The 20,566-nt window shown below is 66.7% G+C and carries 22 protein-coding genes and 1 pseudogene; 13 read left to right on the forward strand and 10 right to left on the reverse strand.

The window, feature by feature from the left end:
• On the reverse strand, positions 1-72 hold a 72-nt coding region (locus tag G3N61_RS06930), incomplete at its 3' end, for a helix-turn-helix domain-containing protein (protein ID WP_205821988.1).
• An 83-nt stretch (positions 73-155) separates the two neighbouring features.
• Between G3N61_RS06930 and G3N61_RS06935 the strand changes: the two are divergent.
• The 3 genes and pseudogenes from G3N61_RS06935 to G3N61_RS06945 all read left to right on the forward strand — a co-directional run.
• A pseudogene (locus tag G3N61_RS06935) lies at positions 156-275 on the forward strand (transposase); the annotation flags it as partial.
• A gap of 59 nt (positions 276-334) precedes the next feature.
• A complete protein-coding gene (locus G3N61_RS06940) occupies positions 335-583 on the forward strand; it encodes a hypothetical protein (RefSeq protein WP_089452799.1) in 249 nt (82 codons plus the stop codon).
• Positions 584-588: 5 nt separating this feature from the next.
• A complete protein-coding gene (locus G3N61_RS06945; protein WP_244912096.1) occupies positions 589-1,581 on the forward strand; it encodes an alpha/beta hydrolase in 993 nt (330 codons plus the stop codon).
• 147 nt (positions 1,582-1,728) lie between these two features.
• Here G3N61_RS06945 and G3N61_RS06950 read toward each other — a convergent pair whose 3' ends face one another.
• From G3N61_RS06950 to G3N61_RS06965, 4 genes are all read right to left on the reverse strand, one after another.
• Positions 1,729-2,232: a periplasmic heavy metal sensor gene (locus tag G3N61_RS06950; RefSeq protein WP_205821938.1), complete on the reverse strand. Its 504-nt coding sequence runs from the start codon at positions 2,230-2,232 to the stop codon at positions 1,729-1,731.
• On the reverse strand, positions 2,229-2,645 hold the full coding sequence (locus G3N61_RS06955; protein WP_205821939.1) for a hypothetical protein: 417 nt from the start codon (positions 2,643-2,645) through the stop codon (positions 2,229-2,231). The genes G3N61_RS06950 and G3N61_RS06955 overlap by 4 nt, the downstream gene beginning before the upstream one ends.
• Complete coding sequence (locus G3N61_RS06960) at positions 2,642-3,406, reverse strand: RNA polymerase sigma factor (protein WP_205821940.1); 765 nt, start codon at positions 3,404-3,406, stop codon at positions 2,642-2,644. Before G3N61_RS06960 ends, G3N61_RS06955 begins: the two co-directional genes overlap by 4 nt.
• A gap of 247 nt (positions 3,407-3,653) precedes the next feature.
• Complete coding sequence (locus G3N61_RS06965; protein ID WP_205821941.1) at positions 3,654-3,953, reverse strand: YXWGXW repeat-containing protein; 300 nt, start codon at positions 3,951-3,953, stop codon at positions 3,654-3,656.
• Between the two features lie 323 nt (positions 3,954-4,276).
• On the opposite strand from G3N61_RS06965, the gene G3N61_RS06970 reads away from it, so the two are divergent.
• Complete coding sequence (locus G3N61_RS06970; RefSeq protein ID WP_205821942.1) at positions 4,277-5,962, forward strand: metallophosphoesterase family protein; 1,686 nt, start codon at positions 4,277-4,279, stop codon at positions 5,960-5,962.
• Positions 5,963-6,029: 67 nt separating this feature from the next.
• Here G3N61_RS06970 and G3N61_RS06975 read toward each other — a convergent pair whose 3' ends face one another.
• Together G3N61_RS06975 and G3N61_RS06980 are read right to left on the reverse strand one after the other, a co-directional pair.
• Positions 6,030-6,641, reverse strand: a complete 612-nt coding sequence (locus tag G3N61_RS06975) for a hypothetical protein (RefSeq protein WP_205821943.1) — start codon at positions 6,639-6,641, stop codon at positions 6,030-6,032.
• Between the two features lie 36 nt (positions 6,642-6,677).
• Positions 6,678-7,019: an energy transducer TonB gene (locus G3N61_RS06980; RefSeq protein ID WP_205821944.1), complete on the reverse strand. Its 342-nt coding sequence runs from the start codon at positions 7,017-7,019 to the stop codon at positions 6,678-6,680.
• Positions 7,020-7,181: 162 nt separating this feature from the next.
• Here G3N61_RS06980 and G3N61_RS06985 point away from each other — a divergent pair, with 162 nt between their 5' ends.
• The 7 genes from G3N61_RS06985 to yddG all read left to right on the forward strand — a co-directional run bounded on the left by G3N61_RS06985 (position 7,182) and on the right by yddG (position 14,880).
• Positions 7,182-7,469 (forward strand): hypothetical protein, encoded by a 288-nt coding sequence (locus G3N61_RS06985; protein ID WP_089452792.1) that lies wholly within the window; start codon positions 7,182-7,184, stop codon positions 7,467-7,469.
• 234 nt (positions 7,470-7,703) lie between these two features.
• Entirely contained in the window at positions 7,704-8,435 is a 732-nt protein-coding gene (locus tag G3N61_RS06990) for a GntR family transcriptional regulator (protein WP_043191002.1), read from the forward strand.
• A gap of 85 nt (positions 8,436-8,520) precedes the next feature.
• The gene (locus G3N61_RS06995) at positions 8,521-9,840 is read left to right on the forward strand and encodes an FAD-binding oxidoreductase (RefSeq protein WP_089452791.1); all 1,320 of its coding nucleotides are present in this window, start codon (positions 8,521-8,523) and stop codon (positions 9,838-9,840) included.
• 134 nt (positions 9,841-9,974) lie between these two features.
• On the forward strand, positions 9,975-11,306 hold the full coding sequence (locus tag G3N61_RS07000; protein WP_205821945.1) for an MFS transporter: 1,332 nt from the start codon (positions 9,975-9,977) through the stop codon (positions 11,304-11,306).
• Between the two features lie 81 nt (positions 11,307-11,387).
• The gene (locus G3N61_RS07005) at positions 11,388-12,296 is read left to right on the forward strand and encodes a dihydrodipicolinate synthase family protein (RefSeq protein WP_205821946.1); all 909 of its coding nucleotides are present in this window, start codon (positions 11,388-11,390) and stop codon (positions 12,294-12,296) included.
• The gene (locus G3N61_RS07010) at positions 12,296-13,798 is read left to right on the forward strand and encodes an aldehyde dehydrogenase (protein ID WP_205821947.1); all 1,503 of its coding nucleotides are present in this window, start codon (positions 12,296-12,298) and stop codon (positions 13,796-13,798) included. The genes G3N61_RS07005 and G3N61_RS07010 overlap by 1 nt, the downstream gene beginning before the upstream one ends.
• A gap of 137 nt (positions 13,799-13,935) precedes the next feature.
• Positions 13,936-14,880, forward strand: coding sequence for an aromatic amino acid DMT transporter YddG (gene yddG / locus G3N61_RS07015; RefSeq protein ID WP_143331134.1), 945 nt, complete (start codon positions 13,936-13,938; stop codon positions 14,878-14,880).
• 69 nt (positions 14,881-14,949) lie between these two features.
• Here yddG and G3N61_RS07020 read toward each other — a convergent pair whose 3' ends face one another.
• Positions 14,950-15,579 carry a LysE family translocator gene (locus G3N61_RS07020; RefSeq protein ID WP_205821948.1) on the reverse strand — a complete coding sequence of 210 codons (630 nt, stop codon included), beginning with the start codon at positions 15,577-15,579 and terminating at the stop codon, positions 14,950-14,952.
• A gap of 123 nt (positions 15,580-15,702) precedes the next feature.
• A complete protein-coding gene (locus tag G3N61_RS07025) occupies positions 15,703-16,599 on the reverse strand; it encodes a LysR family transcriptional regulator (protein ID WP_205821949.1) in 897 nt (298 codons plus the stop codon).
• A gap of 320 nt (positions 16,600-16,919) precedes the next feature.
• Here G3N61_RS07025 and G3N61_RS07030 point away from each other — a divergent pair, with 320 nt between their 5' ends.
• Positions 16,920-17,768 (forward strand): sulfite exporter TauE/SafE family protein, encoded by an 849-nt coding sequence (locus tag G3N61_RS07030; protein ID WP_043191020.1) that lies wholly within the window; start codon positions 16,920-16,922, stop codon positions 17,766-17,768.
• Positions 17,769-18,137: 369 nt separating this feature from the next.
• Here the strand turns inward: G3N61_RS07030 and G3N61_RS07035 are convergent, their stop codons facing one another.
• Positions 18,138-19,088 carry a LysR substrate-binding domain-containing protein gene (locus G3N61_RS07035; protein ID WP_205821950.1) on the reverse strand — a complete coding sequence of 317 codons (951 nt, stop codon included), beginning with the start codon at positions 19,086-19,088 and terminating at the stop codon, positions 18,138-18,140.
• 109 nt (positions 19,089-19,197) lie between these two features.
• On the opposite strand from G3N61_RS07035, the gene G3N61_RS07040 reads away from it, so the two are divergent.
• Complete coding sequence (locus G3N61_RS07040; protein ID WP_241017622.1) at positions 19,198-20,523, forward strand: D-serine ammonia-lyase; 1,326 nt, start codon at positions 19,198-19,200, stop codon at positions 20,521-20,523.
• Positions 20,524-20,566: the final 43 nt, after the last annotated feature.

Consider the following 20,566-nt stretch of genomic DNA (forward strand, 5'->3'; position numbering starts at 1 on the left):
GAAGCGGCGCATATCGCGCTGCTGCTCGCCGTTCGGCATCAGTTCGAACTTGAAGGCCTGGAGTCGTCGCATCGGACGATTGTATGTCTGGCCCACAAGAGCGAGTCAAGCCATTCGACGTGGTCGCAATTACGTCTTTCAAGTGCTACTCGAGCATTCGTAAAAAGCTGTGGGGCGGCGCGCCGTGGTCTCTGTCTTACATTGCCGGAAGTTGTGGCGGAGCGCCTGTCGAAATCGTTCGCAAATACATCGACCAACAGAAAACGCCCCACTAGCAGCCCGGAAGGATGCCTACGGCGTCCGCGCTATCCTCCCCCGCCCTGAAGGACGAGGTTTGACGTGCATTCAGATCAAACTGGCGGACGGTACCCAGTGGCATGTCCAGTACGGCAACAGCGGCGACTACGATTTCAAGTCGAGCCAGGGGTTTGCCGATCACGGCGACTGGAAGGCCGAGGACGGCAAGATCTGCAGCAAGGGCCGCAAGATCCCGTACTCGTGCAACGACGTTCGCGTGAAGGGCGACGACCTCTATCTCAAGCGCGACAACGGCGAAATCATTCAGTTCGTCGAATCGCATTGAGCGCCGTGCGTCGGAACGAATACGCGCATTCGGGCAGCCACGGCTCGGTACGCTTCGCGTCGACGCGGCGCCACGACATTGACCAGGAGAAGCTGCCGCATTCCGGCCCGCCGCGGCGGAATGCGCCAGCCACCGCTACGATGCCCACGCTTCCCGCCAGCCTGCGTACGCGGTTTCGTTATTTCGCTCCGATGCGCCCGCCTTCGCGCTGGACCCGCGCGTGGCTGCTTGCGGTCGCACTGACGCTGCACGGCTATTCGGCGCATGCGCAGAACCCGCCCAAGGTCGTCGATATTCCGACCCGTCCCGGCGTGACCCAACGGTTTCTCTACATCGCGCCCGACGCGCCGAAGGCCGCGGCCATTCTCTATGCCGGCGGACACGGCGGACTGCAGCTGGATCCATCCGGACGATTCGGATGGGGCGCAGGCAACTTTCTCGTCCGCACCCGGCAGCGGTTCGTGAATGACGGCATCGCGGTCGCGGTCATCGATGCGCCGAGCGACCGCCAATCCGCGCCCTATCTCAACGGCTTTCGACTTTCAAAGGAACATGCCGACGACGCGCGTGCGGTGATCGCCTGGTTGAGGGAGCAACTCCACGTACCGGTCTGGCTGGTCGGAACGAGCCGCGGCACCCAGTCCGCCGCGGCCATTGCGATTGCGCTGGCCGGCGGCGGCGGGCCCGACGGTATCGTGCTGACGTCCACCATCCTTCGCGAAGATCGAGGCGGTACCGCGGTCACGGACATGGACCTTGCCAGCCTCAGGATTCCGGTGCTCGTCGTGCATCACGAGAAAGACGGCTGCAGGAATTGTCCGGTGTCCGAAACGGATACGCTGATGAAGAAGCTGGACCAGTCGCCTAAATCCGACCTGATGATCGTGTCGGGCGGCACGTCCCGGGGCGATCCGTGCGAGGCGTTTGCCTATCACGGCTTCAATGGCCTGGAGAGCGGCGTGGTCGACGCGATCTCCGCGTGGATGCTCGCTCGTTGAACGTGCGCGCCGCGTGGTGCAGTCGCGGTTGCCTCTTGTAATCCTTCGCTGTCACCTGCCTGCCAGCATGGACGGCCATGCCTTCCGCGTACGCATTGCGCATCACTGAAACGGCATGCCGCCGCACGTCGCCCGCGCGGCGTTTGCTTACTTGCTCGCCGCGTCGCCCTGTTGCTTCTGCAACTTCGGCGGCAGCCGCCAGTTACCGCTACGCCGCAACCCGTCGACGAACTTCGCGCGCTCGTCCGGCGTCAGCGTCGCCGCGAAATCGACGACGCTGCGCTCGACCTGCGCACGCAGCGCGGTATCGGCCGCACGCGTGCGGTCGAGCGCGGCGTCGATCGCCGTCCGATCGAGTTGCGGCGCGGCGAGCAGGTCCAGCACGGTGATCCGGCCGTCGCGCCCTTCCCGCGCGAAATCGCGGCCGTCCTTGCGCGCCGCCTTCAGTGCCGCGGCGAATGCCTGCTGGCGCGTATCCGGCAATTCGTCCGCGGCGAAACGCAATGCGGTGCGCGACGCCGGTGCGCCCGCGGCCCGCAGGTCGCGATGCGTCGAGAACCACTGATACGCGCCGCCGCCGATCGCGCCGAGCATGAATACGTTCAGCACGACCGAACCGACGAGGATGAATTTCCAGCCACGCTCACTCATTCATCACTCCAGTCCACGCTCGGTCCGCCGAACGTCGTTGTCAGATAGCCGGGCTCATGCGAAGGCGGCACGCTGCCGAGCATCAGCATCGACACGGCCACCGCGCCCGCGAGCGCGCCGGCCAGGCCCACGCCCGCGAATGCCGCGCCCGACCACCACACGGCCCACCGCCGCCGCGCGCGGCGCGGTGCGGGCGCCGTCGCGACGATGCGCTCGACGAGCGCCTGCGCGGGCGGTGCGACCGTATCGTTGGCGAGCCACGCATCGAGTTCGGCGGCATCGTCCAGCGCCGCCAATGCGTCCCCTGGATGCGTGCGCGCCCAGGCCTCGGCGGCCGCGCGCTCGCCGTCCGGCCAGCGCCGCGCATCCGAGCCGTACGCGGCGACGATGGTACGAAATCGTTCGGGTGTCATCGGATGTCCTCGCTAGGTGAATCGCCGGCCAGTTGCGCGCGCAAGTTTCGCCGGGCGCGCGCGAGCAGGCTTTCCAGCGCGTCGACGGTAATGCCCATCAGGTTGGCTGCCTCCACGTTCGACATTTCCTGATAGTACTGGAGCACGAGCGCTTCGCGTTGCCGCGCCGGCAACGCCGCGAGCGCCTGCCGCACGCGCGCGTCGCGCGAGCGGGTCTCCGCCCGGGTGGCCGGCTCAGGTTGCGGATCGGGCACGTCGGGCAACACATCGACCGGTTCCTCGCGGCGGCCGCGCAAGCGGTCGTAGCACAGATTCAGCACGACGCGATGCAGCCACGTGTCGAACCGCGCCTCGCCTTCGCGCCAGCCCGGCGCCTGTTTCCAGATCCGCAAGAACGTCTCCTGGGCGACGTCCTCGGCTTCCGTGCGGTCGCCGAGCATACGCGTCGCGAGCGCGAGCAGCCGCGGCAGCTTGCGCGCGACGAGCATGCGCACGGCCGACGCGTCGCGCGCGCCGACCCGTGCCACCAGTGCCGCGTCCGGATCGCCGTCGCTCAACGCGGGGCGCTCCAGCGCATCGCGCGTCTGTGCCGAGGCGCGATCGTCGATGCGCCCACCGGCAGACTGAAGTTCATCGTCATGCTCTCCTTGCATGCGCCGCGCCATTACCCGGCCCCGCCACACCGGCGGTTCGGAATCGCCGCACGCATCGCGCACGGCATCGGCAAGATCCGTTTCATCGGCATCCGTTTCAGGCCGCATGGCGATCGTGTCGATCGGGTGCCGGCCGCCCGGACGCGTTCGCGTGAGCGGCGGCCGGCGCGTTCAATATACGACGACCGGCGCGGGCCGGTAATAGGCTGGGCGCGCCGGCACGACGACACAGCCGGCCAGCACGATGGCTGCGGCCGCCAGGATCACCACGGTTCGAAAAGGCATGGCTGCGACTCATGACGTTGCGGGAAGAAGCCGCCGTGCCGGCACCGCGTGCCGTGCGGCGGCATGCGCATCAGGCCCAGTGGCCCGGAACCCAGCGCCACGCCGGACCGCGCGCGGCCCAGTGGCCCGGCACCCAGTGATAACCGACACGCACCACTTGCCAGTGGCCTGGAATCCACACGTAGCGGCCCTGCCGCCAGTGCCAGTGGCCCTGGTCCCACACGTAGCCCGCGCGCGGCGCCGGCATCACTTCGACGCGAGGCGGCGGCGGCGCGTAAGGCGCGACGATGACGGCCTGCGCGAAGGCGGCGGACGCAGCCAGCGCGGCCACGCATGCCGCGGCAAACCGCAACGAAATGGAAAGCTTCATGAAAGACTCCGAAGTAGCGGGTATCGACCGGAAGCGGCCGTTCATGCGTTAAACGGCGCGGGCGAACGGAATCCGTCGCGATGTCGGCAAAAAAATTTCGACCGAACCGGACGCGCGTCGGCGCGGGCCGGATGCCACGATGCGCAAGCTTGGGGATGTGCCGGCGCTTGTATGGGGTTGCCGCGCTGTCACAACCCGGCAAAACTGCCCTTCGACAATGTTCGGCACCGGGATCCCGCTCGTTTCCGGCCCACGCCCCGGCCACGCTTGCGCACGGCCAGGCGGTTCCACATCTCGCGTCTCCACCAACGAAAACACCGACCATGTCGAACCAGGACAACTCCCCGATCCAGCCGAACGAGCCGGCCGCGTCCGTGTCGCGTCGCGGCTTCCTGAAACTCGCCGGCGTGTCCGGCCTCGCCACCGCCGCCGGCGGTCTCGCGGCAGCCAGGGCCGCCGCGTCGAACCCGGACGGCACGCCCGAACAGGTCCACCTGACGTGGGGCAACGACCCGACGTCGGAAGTCGTGATCTCGTGGGCATCGCTCGCGTCGGCCGTCAATCCGCGCGCCCGCATCGTCGCCGACGGCGAGCCGCCGCGCATCGTGCACGGCGTCCAGCGCCTGTACACCGACGGCCTGAACGGCGAGACCGTGTTCGCGTACCACGCGCGCGTACACGGGCTGAAGCCCAATACGCGCTACCGCTACGAGATTACGGCCGACAACGACAGCAACGCCGCGCAGCCGTTCTCTGCGAATTTCTCGACCGCGCCGCGCGGCCGCGCGCCGTTCCGCTTCACGAGCTACGGCGATCTCGCGACGCCGAACGGCGCGTGGGTGCTGTCGTCGCCGCAAAGCCGCTTCGCGGTGCAGGCGGTCGAGCAGTTCCAGCCGCTGTTCCACCTGCTGAACGGCGACCTCTGCTACGCGAACCTGAACCCCGCGCACCAGCCCGAGGTGTGGCGCGATTTCGGCAACAACAACCAGACGTCGGCCGCCAATCGTCCGTGGATGCCGTGCCCCGGCAATCACGAGATCGAGTTCAACAACGGCCCGCAGGGGCTCGACTCGTATCTCGCGCGCTATACGCTGCCGGAGAACGGCACGCGCTTCCCGGGCCGCTGGTACAGCTTCCGCGTGAGTTCGGTGTTGTTCGTGTCGCTCGACGCCGACGACGTCGTGTACCAGGACGCCGCCGCGTTCGTCGGCGGCCCTGCGCCGCTCGTGCCGGCCGCGAGCACGGGCCGCCCGCCGATCGAGCCCGGCACGTCGTTCTACGTGCGCGGCTACAGCAACGGCGAGCAGACGCGCTGGCTCGAACACACGCTGCGTCATGCCGCGCATGACGACGACATCGACTGGATCGTCGTGCAGATGCACCAGGACGCGCTCAGTTCGTCGAAGACGGGCAACGGTTCCGACAAGGGCATCCGCGAAGCCTGGCTGCCGCTGTTCGACCGTTACGGCGTCGACCTCGTGCTGTGCGGCCACGATCACGACTACGAGCGCAGCTACCCGGTGCGCGGCTGCAATCACCGCGCGGGCGTCGATGCGACGACCGGCGAAGTCGTCGAGACGCTGCAGCCGCGCCCGGTCGGCTCGAACGACCCGGATCGCACGAAGTTCGACACGAGCCACGGCACGATCCACCTGATCCTCGGCGGCGGCGGCACCAGCGCGCCGCTCGACGTGTACGGCGAGAACCCGGCGACCGGTTTTGCGCGGGCGAAGGTGTTCACGAAGCCGAACCGGCCGGTGCCGGGCACGGCGCCCAATACGTTCGTGCGCGAGCCGGCCGATGCGCTCGAGGATGCGATCTGGTCCGCGCGGCGCGATACCGGCACCGGCTACGGGATCGCCGTGTTCGACTACGAGCCGGGCAAGCCGGACGGACACACGACGATCACGATGCGCTACTACCACGCACCGGGCGCCGACCAGCACCCGACCGCCGACTACGAGCTGTTCGAGACGATCGAACTGAGCAAGAAGCGGAACGAACGCTGATCGGGCGGGTGCCCGCTGCGACGGGCGCCTGCTGCTGCACGCAGCACGACTCGTTGCATGCGCAACGTTACGGAGCGATCAGGATGCCGCGGTTCGCGAAATAGCGGTCGAACGTCGCGCGCGGCATCGCTACGTTCTGCTGCGTGCGTACGTCGAACCCGGACGGGTTGTGGAACAACCAGTCGCCGGTGTCGCGGTTCGCGCCGAACACCAGCACCATATGCCCGCCGCGCGACGGCGGCTCGAACCCGTCGTGCCGGATGCCGGGATGAACCGATGCCATCAGCATGTGGCCGTCATGCAGCTTCGGTTCAAGCGCGGCCGAATCGATCCCTTCCACGACGTCGCCGTCGATCCCATACCGCTCGCGCACCCAGTGCACGAAAGGCCGGTAATGCAGGCGCTTGCCGGTGTCGCCGAGTTCGGGCCGGTAGACGCCGAACCCGACGGCTTCGCGTACCAGTTCGAGCAACGGCACGATCGTATTCGAACGGTGCGCGAGCAGCATCTTCAGGCACGCCATGCCGCAGATGCTCGGGCTCCACTGCGCATATTCTTCCGGCGTGCTCGCGCCGGAGCGATGCCACAACGGATCGTCCTCCGAGCGCAGTTCGCGGGAGACGAACCGCGAAACCAGGTGCGACGATTCCCATTGCGCGAAATACGGCACTTCTTTCATGGCTTCCCTCTCTGAAAGCACGATGCGGGCGGCTCGCTACATCAGCGAGAACGTGATCTTCTCCTTCATGCGAATCGGGCGTGCGCCCTCGTCGGCGGTACAGTGAATGCGCATGAACGCCGCGGTCACCACGGCATCGAGTTCCGCGTGCCCGCTGCTCTCCAGCAGCGTCACGTCCGACACCGTGCCGTCCGGCAGCACGACGCCGCCGACCGTCACCTCCCCGCTTTGCCGAGCCCGGCGCGCGCTGGCCGGATATGGCACGTCGCGGGACTCGATCCGGGTGCAGCGCGTGACTTCGGATGCGTAGAGGTAGGACGCGTCGGCACGCGCGACGCCGGAAAGCGCGGCGAAGGCGGTGGCGGAAATGGCGAGCATTGAGCGATTCAACATGGATCTTCTGGTTGGTCTTATGAGATTCGATGCATGCGACGACGGCTGCGTGACTATACCGCGATGGCGCGCAGGCGCCTGTCACACACCCATTGCAGGGCGTTGCGCCATGACACGCGCTAGACTGCCCGCCTCCCCCATCGGCCCATGAAGATGAGTTTCGAATACCGCATCCACACGATCCCGTCGGCCGACGCATTCGATGCCATCGCGAATGCGTTGCGGCAAGCGCATGACGACATCGACATCGATCCCGACCGACGACAGCTTGAAGTCCGTGGCGACACCCGCGGCTGGCCGCTGGTCAGCCTGTGGACCGACGACGACGGCTTCTTCCTGGCCACGACACTCGGGCGGACGCGATACACGATGCTCGACTCGATCGGCCGCGCGTTGACGGCAATCGGCGTGGCTTGGCACATCGACGACGCATGACCGGCGCCCCCTTTCGACGGCTTGCCTGAATCGGCCCCACACGCCGAGCCGGCACCGCGCCAATGCCCGCCATTCGGCCGTCCCGGCTTCGTCCCTTTAAGCTACGCATGTCAGGGCACGCCACCCCGCGCCCTCACCGGCCTCACCCGCGCGACGAGGTAAGGTGTAAACCCTTATTTTTGCTTGGTCTATTCTCAACCTAAACTGTGTCTACAGTTTGTAGACAATGAAATCATGTCCAGACAGAAGCTTCAGACCGCTGCACCGGATGCCGAATCCGGCGGTTCGGCGGATCGCAAGAACGTAATGGCGGAGACACTGCGGCGGCGGATCGTGAGCATGGAGCTCGCGCCCGGCGCCGTGGTCGACGAGCTCGCGCTCAGCGAGGAATTCGGGCTCTCCCGCCCGCCGGTGCGCGAACTGATGCGCCAGATGGCGGCGGAAGGCTATCTCGAGCTCGAGCCGAACCGGCCGGCCCGCGTGTCGCCGATGGGTTATCAGTCGTTGCGCAGCTTTTTCCTGGCCGCCCCGCTGATCTACGTCGCGACGACCCAGCTGGCGGCCAGCCACGCGACGGCGGAGGAAGTGGAACGGCTGAAGGCGATCCAGGCGCAGTTTCGCACCGCGATCGAGGAGAACGACCTGCAGGCGCGCGTGCTGCAGAACGATGCGTTCCACTTCGAGATCGGCCGGATCGCGCGCAACGCCTACCTGATGCCGAGCCTGCGCCGCGTGCTGATCGATCACGCCCGCCTCGGCAAGATTTTCTATCGCTCGCCGGAGACGAGCGACATGCAGCAGGACCTGGAAACCGCCGTCAGGCAGCACGACGAGATCATCGAAGCGATTGCGCAGCGCGATGCGCAGCGCGCCGGCGAGCTGGTCCGCAGCCACATGGAGCTGTCGCGCCGCCGCATGGCCGAGTACGTGATTCCGGAAGGCCTCGACGTACCGATCCAGTTTTAACGGCCGCACCAGACGGCGCACGCTTTCACGTGCGCCGCCTTCTCATGCCATCGATCATGACTCTTTACCGATATTGGATTTAGGAATGCATAAGGTCACATCGCTTCCAGCCGACGACAGGATGTGCGGCTGGTACCACACCAGCCGGCAGCGTCAGCCCAGGCCATCGCACCGCGGGGAATCCAGCGCGCGCTGGGCCGTCGTCGGTGCGGGTTTCACCGGCCTGGCCGCCGCGCGGCAGCTCGCGCTGAATTTTCCGGATGACGAGATCGTCCTGGTCGACGCCCAGGAAGTCGGCTTCGGCACCTCGGGTCGCAACGCCGGTTTCGCGATCGACCTGCCGCACGACATCGGCGCCGACGACTACATCGGCGACATCCCCACCGCCCGGACGACGCTGAAGCTGAACGTGCTCGGCCAGACGATCCTGCGCCGGCTCGTCGCCGAGCACGGCATCGATTGCGCGATGAGCGCGTCCGGGAAATACCAGGCGGCCGTGGAGCCACGCGGGATCGCCGTGCTCGACGCCTACCGCCGCGGTCTCGACAAGCTCGGCCAGCCGTACGAAATGATCGAGGCCAAGGATCTGCCTGCGCATATCGGCACGTCGTTCTACCGGAAGGCGCTGTTCACGCCGGGCACCGTGCTGATCCAGCCGTCGGCGCTCGTCAAGGGGCTGGCCGACTGCCTGCCGCCGAACGTGACGCTGTACGAGCACACGCCGATCACCGACGTCGAGTACGGCGACAGGATCGTACTCGCGCACCGCCACGGCCGGATCACGGTCGACCAGCTGGTGCTCGCGAACAACGCGTTCGGCATGCGCTTCGGCTTCCTGCAGCACACGATGCTGCCGGTCTTCCTGTATGCGAGCCTGACGCGCCCGCTGACCGGTGCCGAACAGGCGCAACTGGGCGGCAAGCCGTTCTGGGGCGTGATTCCGGCAGACCCGTTCGGCAGCACGCTGCGCCGCACGCACGACAACCGCATCCTGGTGCGCAACAGCTTCAGCTTCAACCCCGACGGCCGCCCGCGCGAAAAGTACCTGCCGCGTTTCGCCGACCGGCACCGGCTGTCGTTCGAACGCCGCTTCCCGATGCTGCCGGACGTCGAGTTCGAGTACACGTGGAGCGGTTCGCTGGCGCTGTCGCAGAACCACAAGGGATTCTTCGGGCAGCTTGCGCCGAACGTCTACGGCGCGCTGTGCTGCAACGGCCTCGGCATCACGCGCGGTACCGTGACGGGCACGCTGCTCGCCGACTGGCTGGCCGGCAAGCGCAGCGAGCTGGCCGATTTCCTGCTGGAAACATCCGGACCGAACCGCACCCCGCCGGAGCCGTTCCTGTCGATCGGCGTCAACTCGACGCTCTGGTGGGGGCAGCGCAAGGCGGGACTCGAAAGCTGACCGGGCCGCGACGAGCGTAACCCCGCCAGGAAGCACCCTAACAACGATACCGATTCATGCATCACGCTTAGTAGACCATATCAATAGATCGCGCGACGGTGTTCCGTGCGCAATTTCATGGAAGGAGACAGGCAATGTCAACGCATCACGTTTCCATCGAGGATGTTCCGCTCAATGGATTCCACCAGTTGCTCACGATCCGCTCGGGCGGCGGCTGGCTCATGGACGGCTACGTGCTGAGCATCATCGGCGTCGCGATGGTGCAGTTTTCCGACGCACTCGGCCTGACCGGCTTCTGGCAAGGCATGGTCGCCGCGTCCGCGCTGATCGGCATCTTCTTCGGCGGCTTCATCGGCGGCTGGCTCAGCGACCGGCTCGGGCGGCAGAAGCCCTACTTCTTCGGCCCGGTGATCTTCTTCGTCTGCTCGCTCGCGCAGTTTTGGGTCCAGTCGGGCGAAGCGCTGTTCGTGCTGCGCTTCCTGATCGGTATCGGCGTGGGCATCGAATACCCGGTCGCCGGCTCGCTGCTTGTCGAATTCATGCCGCGCAAGTATCGCGGACCGCGCCTCGCGATGCTGACGATCATCTGGTTCTTCGGCGCGGCGCTCGCGTACATCGTCGGCAACATCATCCTCGGCAGCGGCGGCCCCGATGCATGGCGCTGGGTGCTGGCCAGCCCGGCCGTGATCGGTCTCGCGCTGTTCGTCGTGCGCATCGGCACGCCCGAATCGCCGCGCTGGCTGCTCAGCAAGGGCCGTGTGGCGGAAGCGGACAGCGTGATCCGGAAAGTCTACGGCCCGTCGTTCTCGGTGAAGAACCTGCCGGAAGAGCAAACCGAAAAGAAGATCTCGCTGTGGGCACTGCTGCACTCGGGCTACGGCAAGCGAATGCTGTTCGTGTCGGTGTTCTGGAGCTGCTCCGTGATTCCCGTGTTCGCCGTCTACTCGTTCGCGCCGCGCGTGCTCGAAGCGCTGCACCTGACCGGCAAGTGGGAATCGCTCGGCTCCGTGGCCATCACGTTGCTGTTCGTGGTCGGCTGCATCATCGCGACGTGGCTCATCAACGAACTCGGTCGCCGCGCGATGGTGATCCACAGCTTCCTGTGGTCGGGCCTCGCGCTGCTGGCCCTCGGCGCGTGCTCCGGCGGCTCGGCGGTGCTGATCCTCGTGCTGTTCGGTGCGTATGCGGTGCTGATCGGCGGCGCGCAGGTGCTGCAGCTCGTGTACCCGAATGAAATCTTCCCGACCGACATCCGCGCATTCGCGGTCGGCATGGACGCCTCGCTGTCACGCATCGGCGCGGCGGTCGGCACCTGGCTCGTGCCGATCGCGCTGCAAACCGTCGGCATCGGCAACACGATGTACGCGGCGGCGGCCGTCTCGTTCGTCGGGCTGATCGCATCGCTCGCGCTGGCGCCCGAAACGCGCTCGCTCAGCCTGCAAGAGGCCGCTTCGCTCAACCACTAATCCCATCACCGGTGCGCCGCTGCGCTCGCAACGGCACACCGTTCGTCAACCCGACCGTTTCCCTTTCCGCGGAAGAACATCATGAATTTCGAAGGCATCTACACCCCGGCCATCACGCCCCTGAACGCCGCCGGCCAGATCGACAAGACCGCATTCGCCGACGTGATCGAATCGCTGATCGCGGCCGGCGTGCACGGCATCATCATCGGCGGCTCGACCGGCGAATACTATGCGCACACCGCGCAGGAGCGCTTCGACCTCGGCGCCTGGGCGCGTGAAGTGATCGGCTCGCGCGTGCCGCTCGTGATCGGCACCGGCGCGGTGCGCACCGAGGATTCCGTCGAATACGCGAAGGCGGCCAAGGCCGTGCGCGCCGACGCGATCCTGGTCGGCTCGCCGCCCTACGCGCTGCCCACGCAGCAGGAGAATGCCGCGCACGCGCTGGAGATCGATCGCGCGGCCGGCCTGCCGATCATGCTGTACAACTACCCGGGCCGGATGAGCGTGTCGATGGACCGAGAATTCTTCCGCACCGTCTGCGACGCGTCGAAGAACATCGTCGCGATCAAGGAAAGCTCGGGCCAGACGGGCCAGCTGCACATGCTGGTACGCGAGTTCCCGAACATCAGCGTGTCGTGCGGCTGGGACGACCAGGCGCTGGAATTCTTCGCGTGGGGCGCGCGCAGCTGGGTCTGCGCGGGCTCGAACTTCCTGCCGGCCGAGCATATCGCGCTGTACCAGGCGTGCGCGATCGAGAAGGACTTCGACAAGGGGCGCCGGATCATGTCCGCGATGATGCCGCTGATGGATTTCCTCGAAGGCGGCAAGTTCGTGCAGTCGATCAAGTACGGTTGCGAACTCGTGGGGCTGCGCGCGGGCGGCGTGCGCGCACCGCTGCGCGGGCTCGACGAACCGGAAAAGCAGGCGCTGGCCGCGATCGTGGCCGGGATCAAGCGTGAAGTCGCCTCCGTCACCGGAGGCCAAGCCTGATGACCGACCTGCTCAGCGCGTCCGAATACGCGGCGCTGGCCGCGGCGTTGCGCTTCCCGACCGGGCCGTTCATCGACGGCGCATTCCGCCAGGCCAGCTCCGGCGACACGTTCGCGACCGTCAATCCGGCCACCGACGCCGTCCTCGCGCAGATTGGCGCGTGTAATGCGGCCGACGTCGACCTCGCGGTCGCCCATGCACGGCAGGCGTTCGAGGACGGTCGCTGGCGCAAGCTGGCGCCGTCGCAACGCAAGGCCGTCCTGCTGAAGTTTGCCGACCTGCTCGAGCAGCACGCGCACGAACTCGCGACGATGGAAAGCCTCGACAGCGGCAAGCCGATCCGCGAATGCCAGAACACCGACGTGCCGGAGACGATTCATACGATCCGCTGGCACGCCGAGCTGATCGACAAGATCTACGACAACACGGCCCCCGTCGGCGGCAACGCGCTGGCGCTCGTCGTGCGCGAGCCGATCGGCGTCGTCGGCCTCGTGCTGCCGTGGAATTTTCCGCTGCTGATGCTCGCGTGGAAGATCGGCCCGTCGCTCGCGGCCGGCTGCTCGATCGTGGTCAAGCCGGCCAAGGAAACCACGCTCACGGCGCTGCGCGTCGCGGAACTCGCGCACGAAGCCGGCGTGCCGGCCGGCGTCTTCAACGTGCTGCCGGGCGGCGGCAAGGAAGTCGGCGAGCCGCTGGGCCGTCATGCGGACGTCGACATGGTGAGCTTCACCGGGTCGACGGATACCGGGCGGAAGTTCCTCACGTACGCGGCCGAATCCAACCTGAAGCGCATCGTGCTAGAGTGCGGCGGCAAGAATCCGGCGGTCGTGCTGCCCGATGCGCCCGATCTCGACGCGGTCGCGCAGCACATCGTCAACGGCGCGTTCTGGAACATGGGCGAAAACTGCTCGGCGTCGTCGCGGCTGATCGTTCATGCCGACATCAAGGACGAACTGCTGCGGCGTATCGGCACGCACATGCGCGAATGGACGATGGGCAACCCGCTCGACCCGGCGCACCGGATCGGCGCGATGGTCAGCAAGGCCCACTTCGAGAAAGTGCGCTCGTACCTCGAGCAGGCCGGCGCGGAACGCTTGAAGGTTGCGTTCGGCGGCCAGACCGACGGCGGCATTTTCGTCGAACCGACCGTGGTGGACGGCGTGAGCCCGCACAGCCGGCTGTTCCGCGAGGAGATCTTCGGCCCGGTCCTGTCGGTGACGACGTTCACCGACATCGGCGAAGCGATCACGCTGGCCAACGACTCGGTGTACGGGCTCGCCGCTTCGGTCTACACCGGCAGCCTGAACCAGGCGATCCGGCTGTCGCGCGAGATCCGCGCGGGCGTCGTGACCGTCAACTGCTTCGGCGAAGGCGACGTGACGACGCCGTTCGGCGGTTACAAGGCGTCCGGGTTCGGCGGCCGTGACAAGTCGATCTGGGCGCACGACCAGTACACCGAGATCAAGACCATCTGGATCGACGTACCCGTGGGCCCCGCATAAGCGGGCCGCATGGGATTGCCGGTTGGCGCCGCCCCGCGGGACGGCGCCAACCGGCTCATTCCGTCCGCCATCGCGGTTCGTGCGGGCGGAACCGAATCATCTGAAATCGAATTTGAATGTTGAAACAGGCAGGAAGCATGAAGCGCAAGAATAAGGCAACGCTCGCCGGGCTCGGCGCGGTGTTGTTGTGGGCCTCCGTCGTCGCTCTCGTTCGCGGCGTGAGCGAAAGTCTCGGCGCGACCGGCGGCGCCGCGATGATCTACACGGTGGCATCCGTGCTTCTGCTGTTTTCGGTCGGCTTCCCCGATCTGAGCCGGTTCCCGAAAAACTATCTGCTGTGGGGCGGGCTGCTGTTCGTCGCGTACGAGCTGTGCCTGTCGCTGTCGATCGGCTATGCAAGCAACGGCCAGCAGGCGATCGAAGTCGCGATGGTCAACTATCTGTGGCCGAGCTTCACGCTGGTCGCGGCAATCGTGTTCAACAAGCAGCGTGCCAACCTGCTGGTCGTGCCCGGCGTCCTGCTGTCGATGCTCGGCATCTGCCGGGTGCTCGGCGGCGACCAGGGCCTCGATCCGGCCGGCATGCTGCACAACGTCACGGACAATCCGCTGAGCTACGGCCTCGCGTTCGTCGGCGCGCTGATCTGGGCCGGCTATTGCACGGTGACGGCGCGCATCGCCGACGGCAAGAACGGTGTCACGCCGTTCTTCATGCTGGTTGCGCTGGTGCTCTGGATCAAGTTCGCGATCGAAGGCGGCGGCGGCATGACGTTCAGCCTGCATGCGGTCATCTACATCGTGCTGGCGGCATCGGCGCTGGGGTTCGGCTATGCGGCCTGGAACACCGGCATCATGCACGGCAACGTGACGGTCATCGTCGGCGCGTCGTACTTCACCCCGGTGCTCGCCGCCATGCTCGCCGCGACGCTGCTGCATGCGCCGCTGTCGATTGAATTCTGGCAAGGCGCATCGATGGTATGCGGCGGGTCGATCCTGTGCTGGCTCGCGACACGCGGCCGGCGCCGTGAAAAAGCCGCGCCCGTTCGGGTCGGCAACGAAGCGCAGGGCAATTGCCAGGGCTGACGGTACCGGGCGCTTTCGTCGCGCTGCAACGCGAACGCCCCCGGCGGTCCTGCAAACCGCCCGTCAGCGCTAGCGCGACTCCAGCGCGATACGCACGGCCAGTCCGGCCAGCACTGTGCCCATCAACCAGCGCTGGGCCGACGCCCAGACCGGCCGCCCCGCCAGAAAGCCCGCGATGGCGCCGGCCATGCATGCAATCAGCGCATTCACACTGACACTGACCGCGATCTGCACGCAACCGAGCGCCAGCGATTGCGCGAGTACGCTGCCGTGCCCCGGCGAAATGAATTGCGGCAGCAGCGACAGATACATCACCGCGATCTTCGGATTCGCGAGGTTCGTGACGAACCCCATCGTGAAGAGCCTGGCGCGACTGTCATTCGGCAACTGCCTGACCTGGAACGCCGAGCGACCGCCCGGCTTCAGCGCCTGCCACGCCAGGTACGCGAGATAAAGCGCGCCGGCAAAGCGCAACGCGTCGTACGCATACGGCACGGCCATCACCAGCGCGGTGATGCCCAGCGCCGCGCACACCATGTAGAACACGAAGCCCAGCGCGACGCCGCCGAGCGACACCAGCCCGGCACGGCGACCCTGGCAGATCGAGCGCGAAACCAGGTAGATCATGTTCGGCCCGGGCGTCAGCACCATGCCGAGCGACACGAGTCCGAAAGCAAGCAAGGTGGGCAAGGCCGGCACGGCAATCTCCTTCGGGGCGAAGCGGTCAGGGGCGAGTTCGAACAATGTATTGCATCTCGATCGACATCGTCATGAATAAACTGCAAGCCGCTCATGAGCGCTGTTCATCGCACCGGCCGCACGCTACCTGCCTTTTTTCGCGCGCGTGTGGAGCGCCTTCCCTGCCTTCGCGCGTTGTGCGTCGACGAGCCGCACGAACTCATCTGCGACCGCATTACCCGCCGTATTCCACGACAACCGCACCGAACGATGCAGCCTCGGCGACAGCTCCAGCACGCGGCCACCGAATGGCGTGTACGTGAGCGTGATGCGCGGCACGATCGACACGCCCATGCCGGCTTCCGCCATCGACAGGATGGTGCGCATCTCGACCACGTTGAACGCGGCCCGCAGCGGCGCGTCGCTGCGCGCGAAGTAATCGGCGATCACCGGCCCGCATCCTGCCTTCGAGAAAATGAACGGGGCCGTGGACAACTGCTTTGCCGACACGCTCTTGCGGTTGGCGAACATGCCGTCCGCCGCCACCGCGACAAAGTCCTCGTCGAGCAGCGGCAGATTGTGCGCGAACGTCTTCGTGCCGGCCACCACGCCAATATCGGCCGTCCCGTCGTCGATCCACCCTTCGACTTCGCTGTCCGTGCCTTCGAGCAGCACGGCCGACACGCCCTGGTGCATCTCCTTCAACGCCTCGAGTGCGGGCACGACGAATGCCAGCGACACGCTCGGCAGCGACGCGACCACCAGCTGCCCTTCCAGCTTGCCGCGCGACAGGCTGAACTGCTGGCGCAACAGCTGCGCTTCGCGCACCACGTTCTGGATGGACGGCCACAGGCGTTCGCCCGCCGCGGTCAGGACGACCGGCTGCCGGTCGCGCCACAGCAGCTTGACCTCCGTGAGGTCTTCCAGCTCGGTCAGGGCATGACTGATCGCGGATTGACTGCGGTTCAACCGGTCGGCCGCAGCCGTGAGCGAACCGAGTTCGACCACGGCCGCCAGGGCCTGCAACTGGGCAAGGGTCATCGGGTCTCCTCATTCCGGGATATGTAGGTTGTGCATGATGCGGCAAGCTGTCGTGAATTATATTGAACCGCGAACCTGATCGGGCCGACGATACCGGTGGTGCGCCGCGACCCGCGTCGAATGTCCGCCGCGCCGCTCAGGTAAGATGCATCCTCGAACCGCGTGCCGATTGCCTGCGGCCCCGGCCGCACAACGGCGCGGCGCCATGCGATCGACTTCCGGTTCGAGCCCAACCAGAACAAATGCGTGCACCATGCACGCGACCGCAACAGGCTCCGTCGGCAGCGCTCGCTGCCGGATAGGCCGCGACATGCCATTCCATGATGCATTTCAATCTGACTGAAGGTGTGCTGGTCTCCAGCCTGCAGGGGCTCAGCGCGTTCGATCTGGCCGGCATCGCCGTCGCGCTGCTGCTGGGCGGCATGGCCAAGGGGATCACGGGCATCGGCGTGCCGCTGATCGCGATGCCGATACTCAGCCAGTTCCTGCCGATCCGGCATGCGGTGCTGCTGCTGTCGATGCCGATCATCCTCGGCAACATCCCGCAAGCGCTGGAAGGCGGCCAGGTACTGGCGACGGCACGCAAGATCGCCGCGCCGATCGCGGGCACCGTGATCGGCAATATCGTCGGTGTCGCGATCCTGCTCTCGCTCAACCCGGGTCATGCGCAAGCGGCGTCCGGCGCGCTGCTGATCGTGGCCGCGGCGCTGATGCTCGCCGCGCCGAAACTCAACCTGCCGGACGCATGGCAAAAGCCCGTCGGCTTCGCACTCGGCTTCGGCGCCGCGCTGATGGAAAGCATCGCGTCGGTGCCGGGCCCGCTGCTCGCCACCTACCTGATTTCGTCCGGCGCAACCGGGCGCGTCTTCACGAAGCAGATCGCGATCATCCTGGTGGTGTCGATCGTCACGCTGATCACGACGTTCAGCGGCGCCGCGCACGCGAGCGGCGCCGACCTCGCGATCTCGGCGGCGGCCAGCCTGCCGGCCATTGCCGGCATGTGGCTCGTTCGCCCGCTGCGGGACAAGATGTCGCCCCGGATCTTCAGGATGGTCGTGCTGCTGTTCGTGCTCGCCGCGGCGTCGCAGATGATCTGGAAATCGGGCGTGCTCCGGCACGGCGGATCGCACGTTACCCAGATGAACAACGCGCACGCGGGCAAAAACTGAGAGATGGCGTAAAGCCATCGATCGCGCATGCGTTCTGAAAGCTGCAAAGCGTAGTATTCGCGGACCCGGCGTATCGCCCCGCCCGACGGCGCGGACGATACGTCACCGACTTTGCTGCTCGCACGCCGACATCCACATCGGCGCTGCCGCGCTTTCAGAGGCATGAAATGGAAACCTACGTGTTGCTCGGCTGCGGATTCGGCCTTGGCCTGTTGATCGCCATCTGGGGTATCTGGCAGCTCAAGTAACGCTCGCCAGACCCGTCCGCGCGCAAGCCATCCGTAGGGAGATGGACGGGAAATTGTAGTTGACGGCTGTACCCTCCGCCCAACTATTTCGCACTCCGACCCACCTGTCCGGCAGCATCGCCTACGCGTGCCGGCTTCCGTTCGACAGCAAGCGCGATCGGGCGGCACCGAAGCGCGCGCATTCGGCCTTGAGCCAGTCCGAAAAAACGGCGGTACGCGGATCGTCGGGATTGCGCGACAACAGCATGTAGCGCGCCGGCGCACGCACGTGCGTGCCGAAGACATCCACGAGCCGTCCGCTCGCGATTTCGTCGTGCACCAGCGCGGCGCGCCCCATCGCGACACCCTGATGGTTCAGCGCAGCCGTGATGGCAAGGCTCGAGAAATTGAACTGCGGGCCGTCGAGATGCGCCGTCCACGCCGGACGGACCTCGTCCAGCCACGTGCGCCACTCCACGAACTCGGGTGCGCCGCCCCACGGCGCGGCGTCGTGCAGCAGAACGACGCCGTCCAGCGATTCCCCGCTCGCAAAGGACGGATGCTGCGCCAGATACGCGGGCGTGGCGACCGGAAACAGGATTTCGTCGAGAATCGCCTCGGCATGCAGCCGCGCGTAGTGCACCGGGTCGTAGCGCACGGCCACATCGATGTCGTCGGTCTCCATCGCCTGGCGATCCAGCACCTGAAACTCGGCCTTCACGCGAACCGGCACGTTCGGTTGTTGCCGGTGAAATTCGGACAGGCGCGGCATCAGCCATTGCAGCGCGAGCGACGGCAGGCAGCTGACCTGCAGCGGAGCATCCGACATGCCAAGCGCCTGAAGCGTGCGATTGATGTCGACGAACGCGCCCGACATCGTCCCGAGCAGGATCCCGCCCTTCTCGGTCAGCTTCAGGCCGCGCGCCTGGCGCACGAACAGCGGATAACCGAGCCGGTCCTCCAGGTTCCGGATCTGCTGGCTCACCGCGCTTTGCGTCAGGTTGAACGCCTGCGCCGTCTTCGTGAAGCTCAGCAACCGGCCGGCCGTTTCAAAGCAGAGCAACGCACCCAGGAGCGAACCGTCGAGTCGCATAGATATCAGTCAGGCTAATGGATTCATTAGAAATCGGCGCTTTTGCGCAGGCTGCCGGAATCGTAGCATTCCAGCCATTCTCCCTGCTTATCCGATGCAAGACCGATCCATGACCATCACGCTCCAACCCGCCGATCTATTAGCCCAACTGCAAGCCCGCCACCCGTTGCTGTGGCTGAATCCCCATGCCGGCAGCCCGCTGCCGCCCGACGCGCCGGCGCTCGACGCGATTGCGATGGCCGAAGCGCGGCTCGCGCGCTGCGAACCGCTGATGGCCGAGCTGTTTCCCGAACTCGCGGCGAGCGCGGGAAAAATCGAGTCGTCGCTGATGCCGGCCGACGGCCTGCAGCGCAGGTTGACGCTCCCGGCAGACGCACACGGCGCCTGGTTCATCAAGCGCGACGACGCGTTGCCGGTCGCCGGCTCGATCAAGGCGCGCGGCGGCTTTCATGAAGTGCTCGCGCTCGCGGAGTCGATCGCGATCGAGCAGGGACTGCTCGAACCCGCGGGCGACCGCCGGATCCTCGCATCGGCCGCCGCACGCGAACGGTTTGCCGCGCACACCGTCATCGTCGGCAGCACCGGCAATCTCGGCCTCAGCATCGGCGTGATGGCCGCCGCGCTGGGGTTCGAGTCGGTCGTCCACATGTCGACCGACGCGAAGCCGTGGAAGAAGGCGCGCCTGAGACAACGCGGCGTTCGCGTGATCGAGCATGACGGCGACTACGCGCAAGCCGTCGCGGCCGGACGCGCGCAGGCACGCAATCAGCCGCGCAGCCACTTCGTCGACGACGAAGGCTCGCTGCTGCTGTTCCTCGGCTACGCGGCCAGCGCCCGGCCTCTCGCCGCGCAGCTCGCCGCGGCGGGCCGCCGCGTGGACGCGGCGCACCCGCTCTTCGTCCATATCCCGTGCGGTGTCGGCGGCGCACCGGGCGGCATCGCGTACGGTCTCAAGGCACTGTTCGGCGAGCACGTGCATTGCTTCTTTGCCGAACCCGTTGCTTCGCCGTGCATGCTGGTCCAGCTGGCCGCCGGCCCCGGCAAGCCCGTGTCCGTCTACGACGCGGGGCTCGATAACCGGACCGAAGCCGATGGCCTCGCCGTCGCGCAGGCATCGCACCTCGTCAGTCCGCTGATGGCGTCGTTGCTGTCGGGCGTCTTCACCGTCAGCGACGCGCAGCTCTACGCCCAGTTGCTCGCGGTTCAGCACGCGACGGGCGTGGCGCTCGAGCCGTCGGCCGCCGCTGCCGTCGGCGGTCCCGGCTGGCTGGCGCAGTCCCCGGCCGGTCTCGATTACGTGGATCGCCACGCGATCGACCTGCGCCGGTCGACGCACGTGATCTGGGCGACGGGCGGCTCGCTCGTGCCGCCGGAAGAACACCGCCGCTTCCAGTCGCATGCACAAGCGCTCGCCGCTACCGCACCCGGCGCGTGACACGTTGGGGTTGGGGCCGGCACCCCGCCCGGTTCCCGAAGAC

The organism is Burkholderia sp. Ac-20349 (assembly GCF_017104865.1).
Taxonomy (GTDB): domain Bacteria; phylum Pseudomonadota; class Gammaproteobacteria; order Burkholderiales; family Burkholderiaceae; genus Burkholderia; species Burkholderia aenigmatica.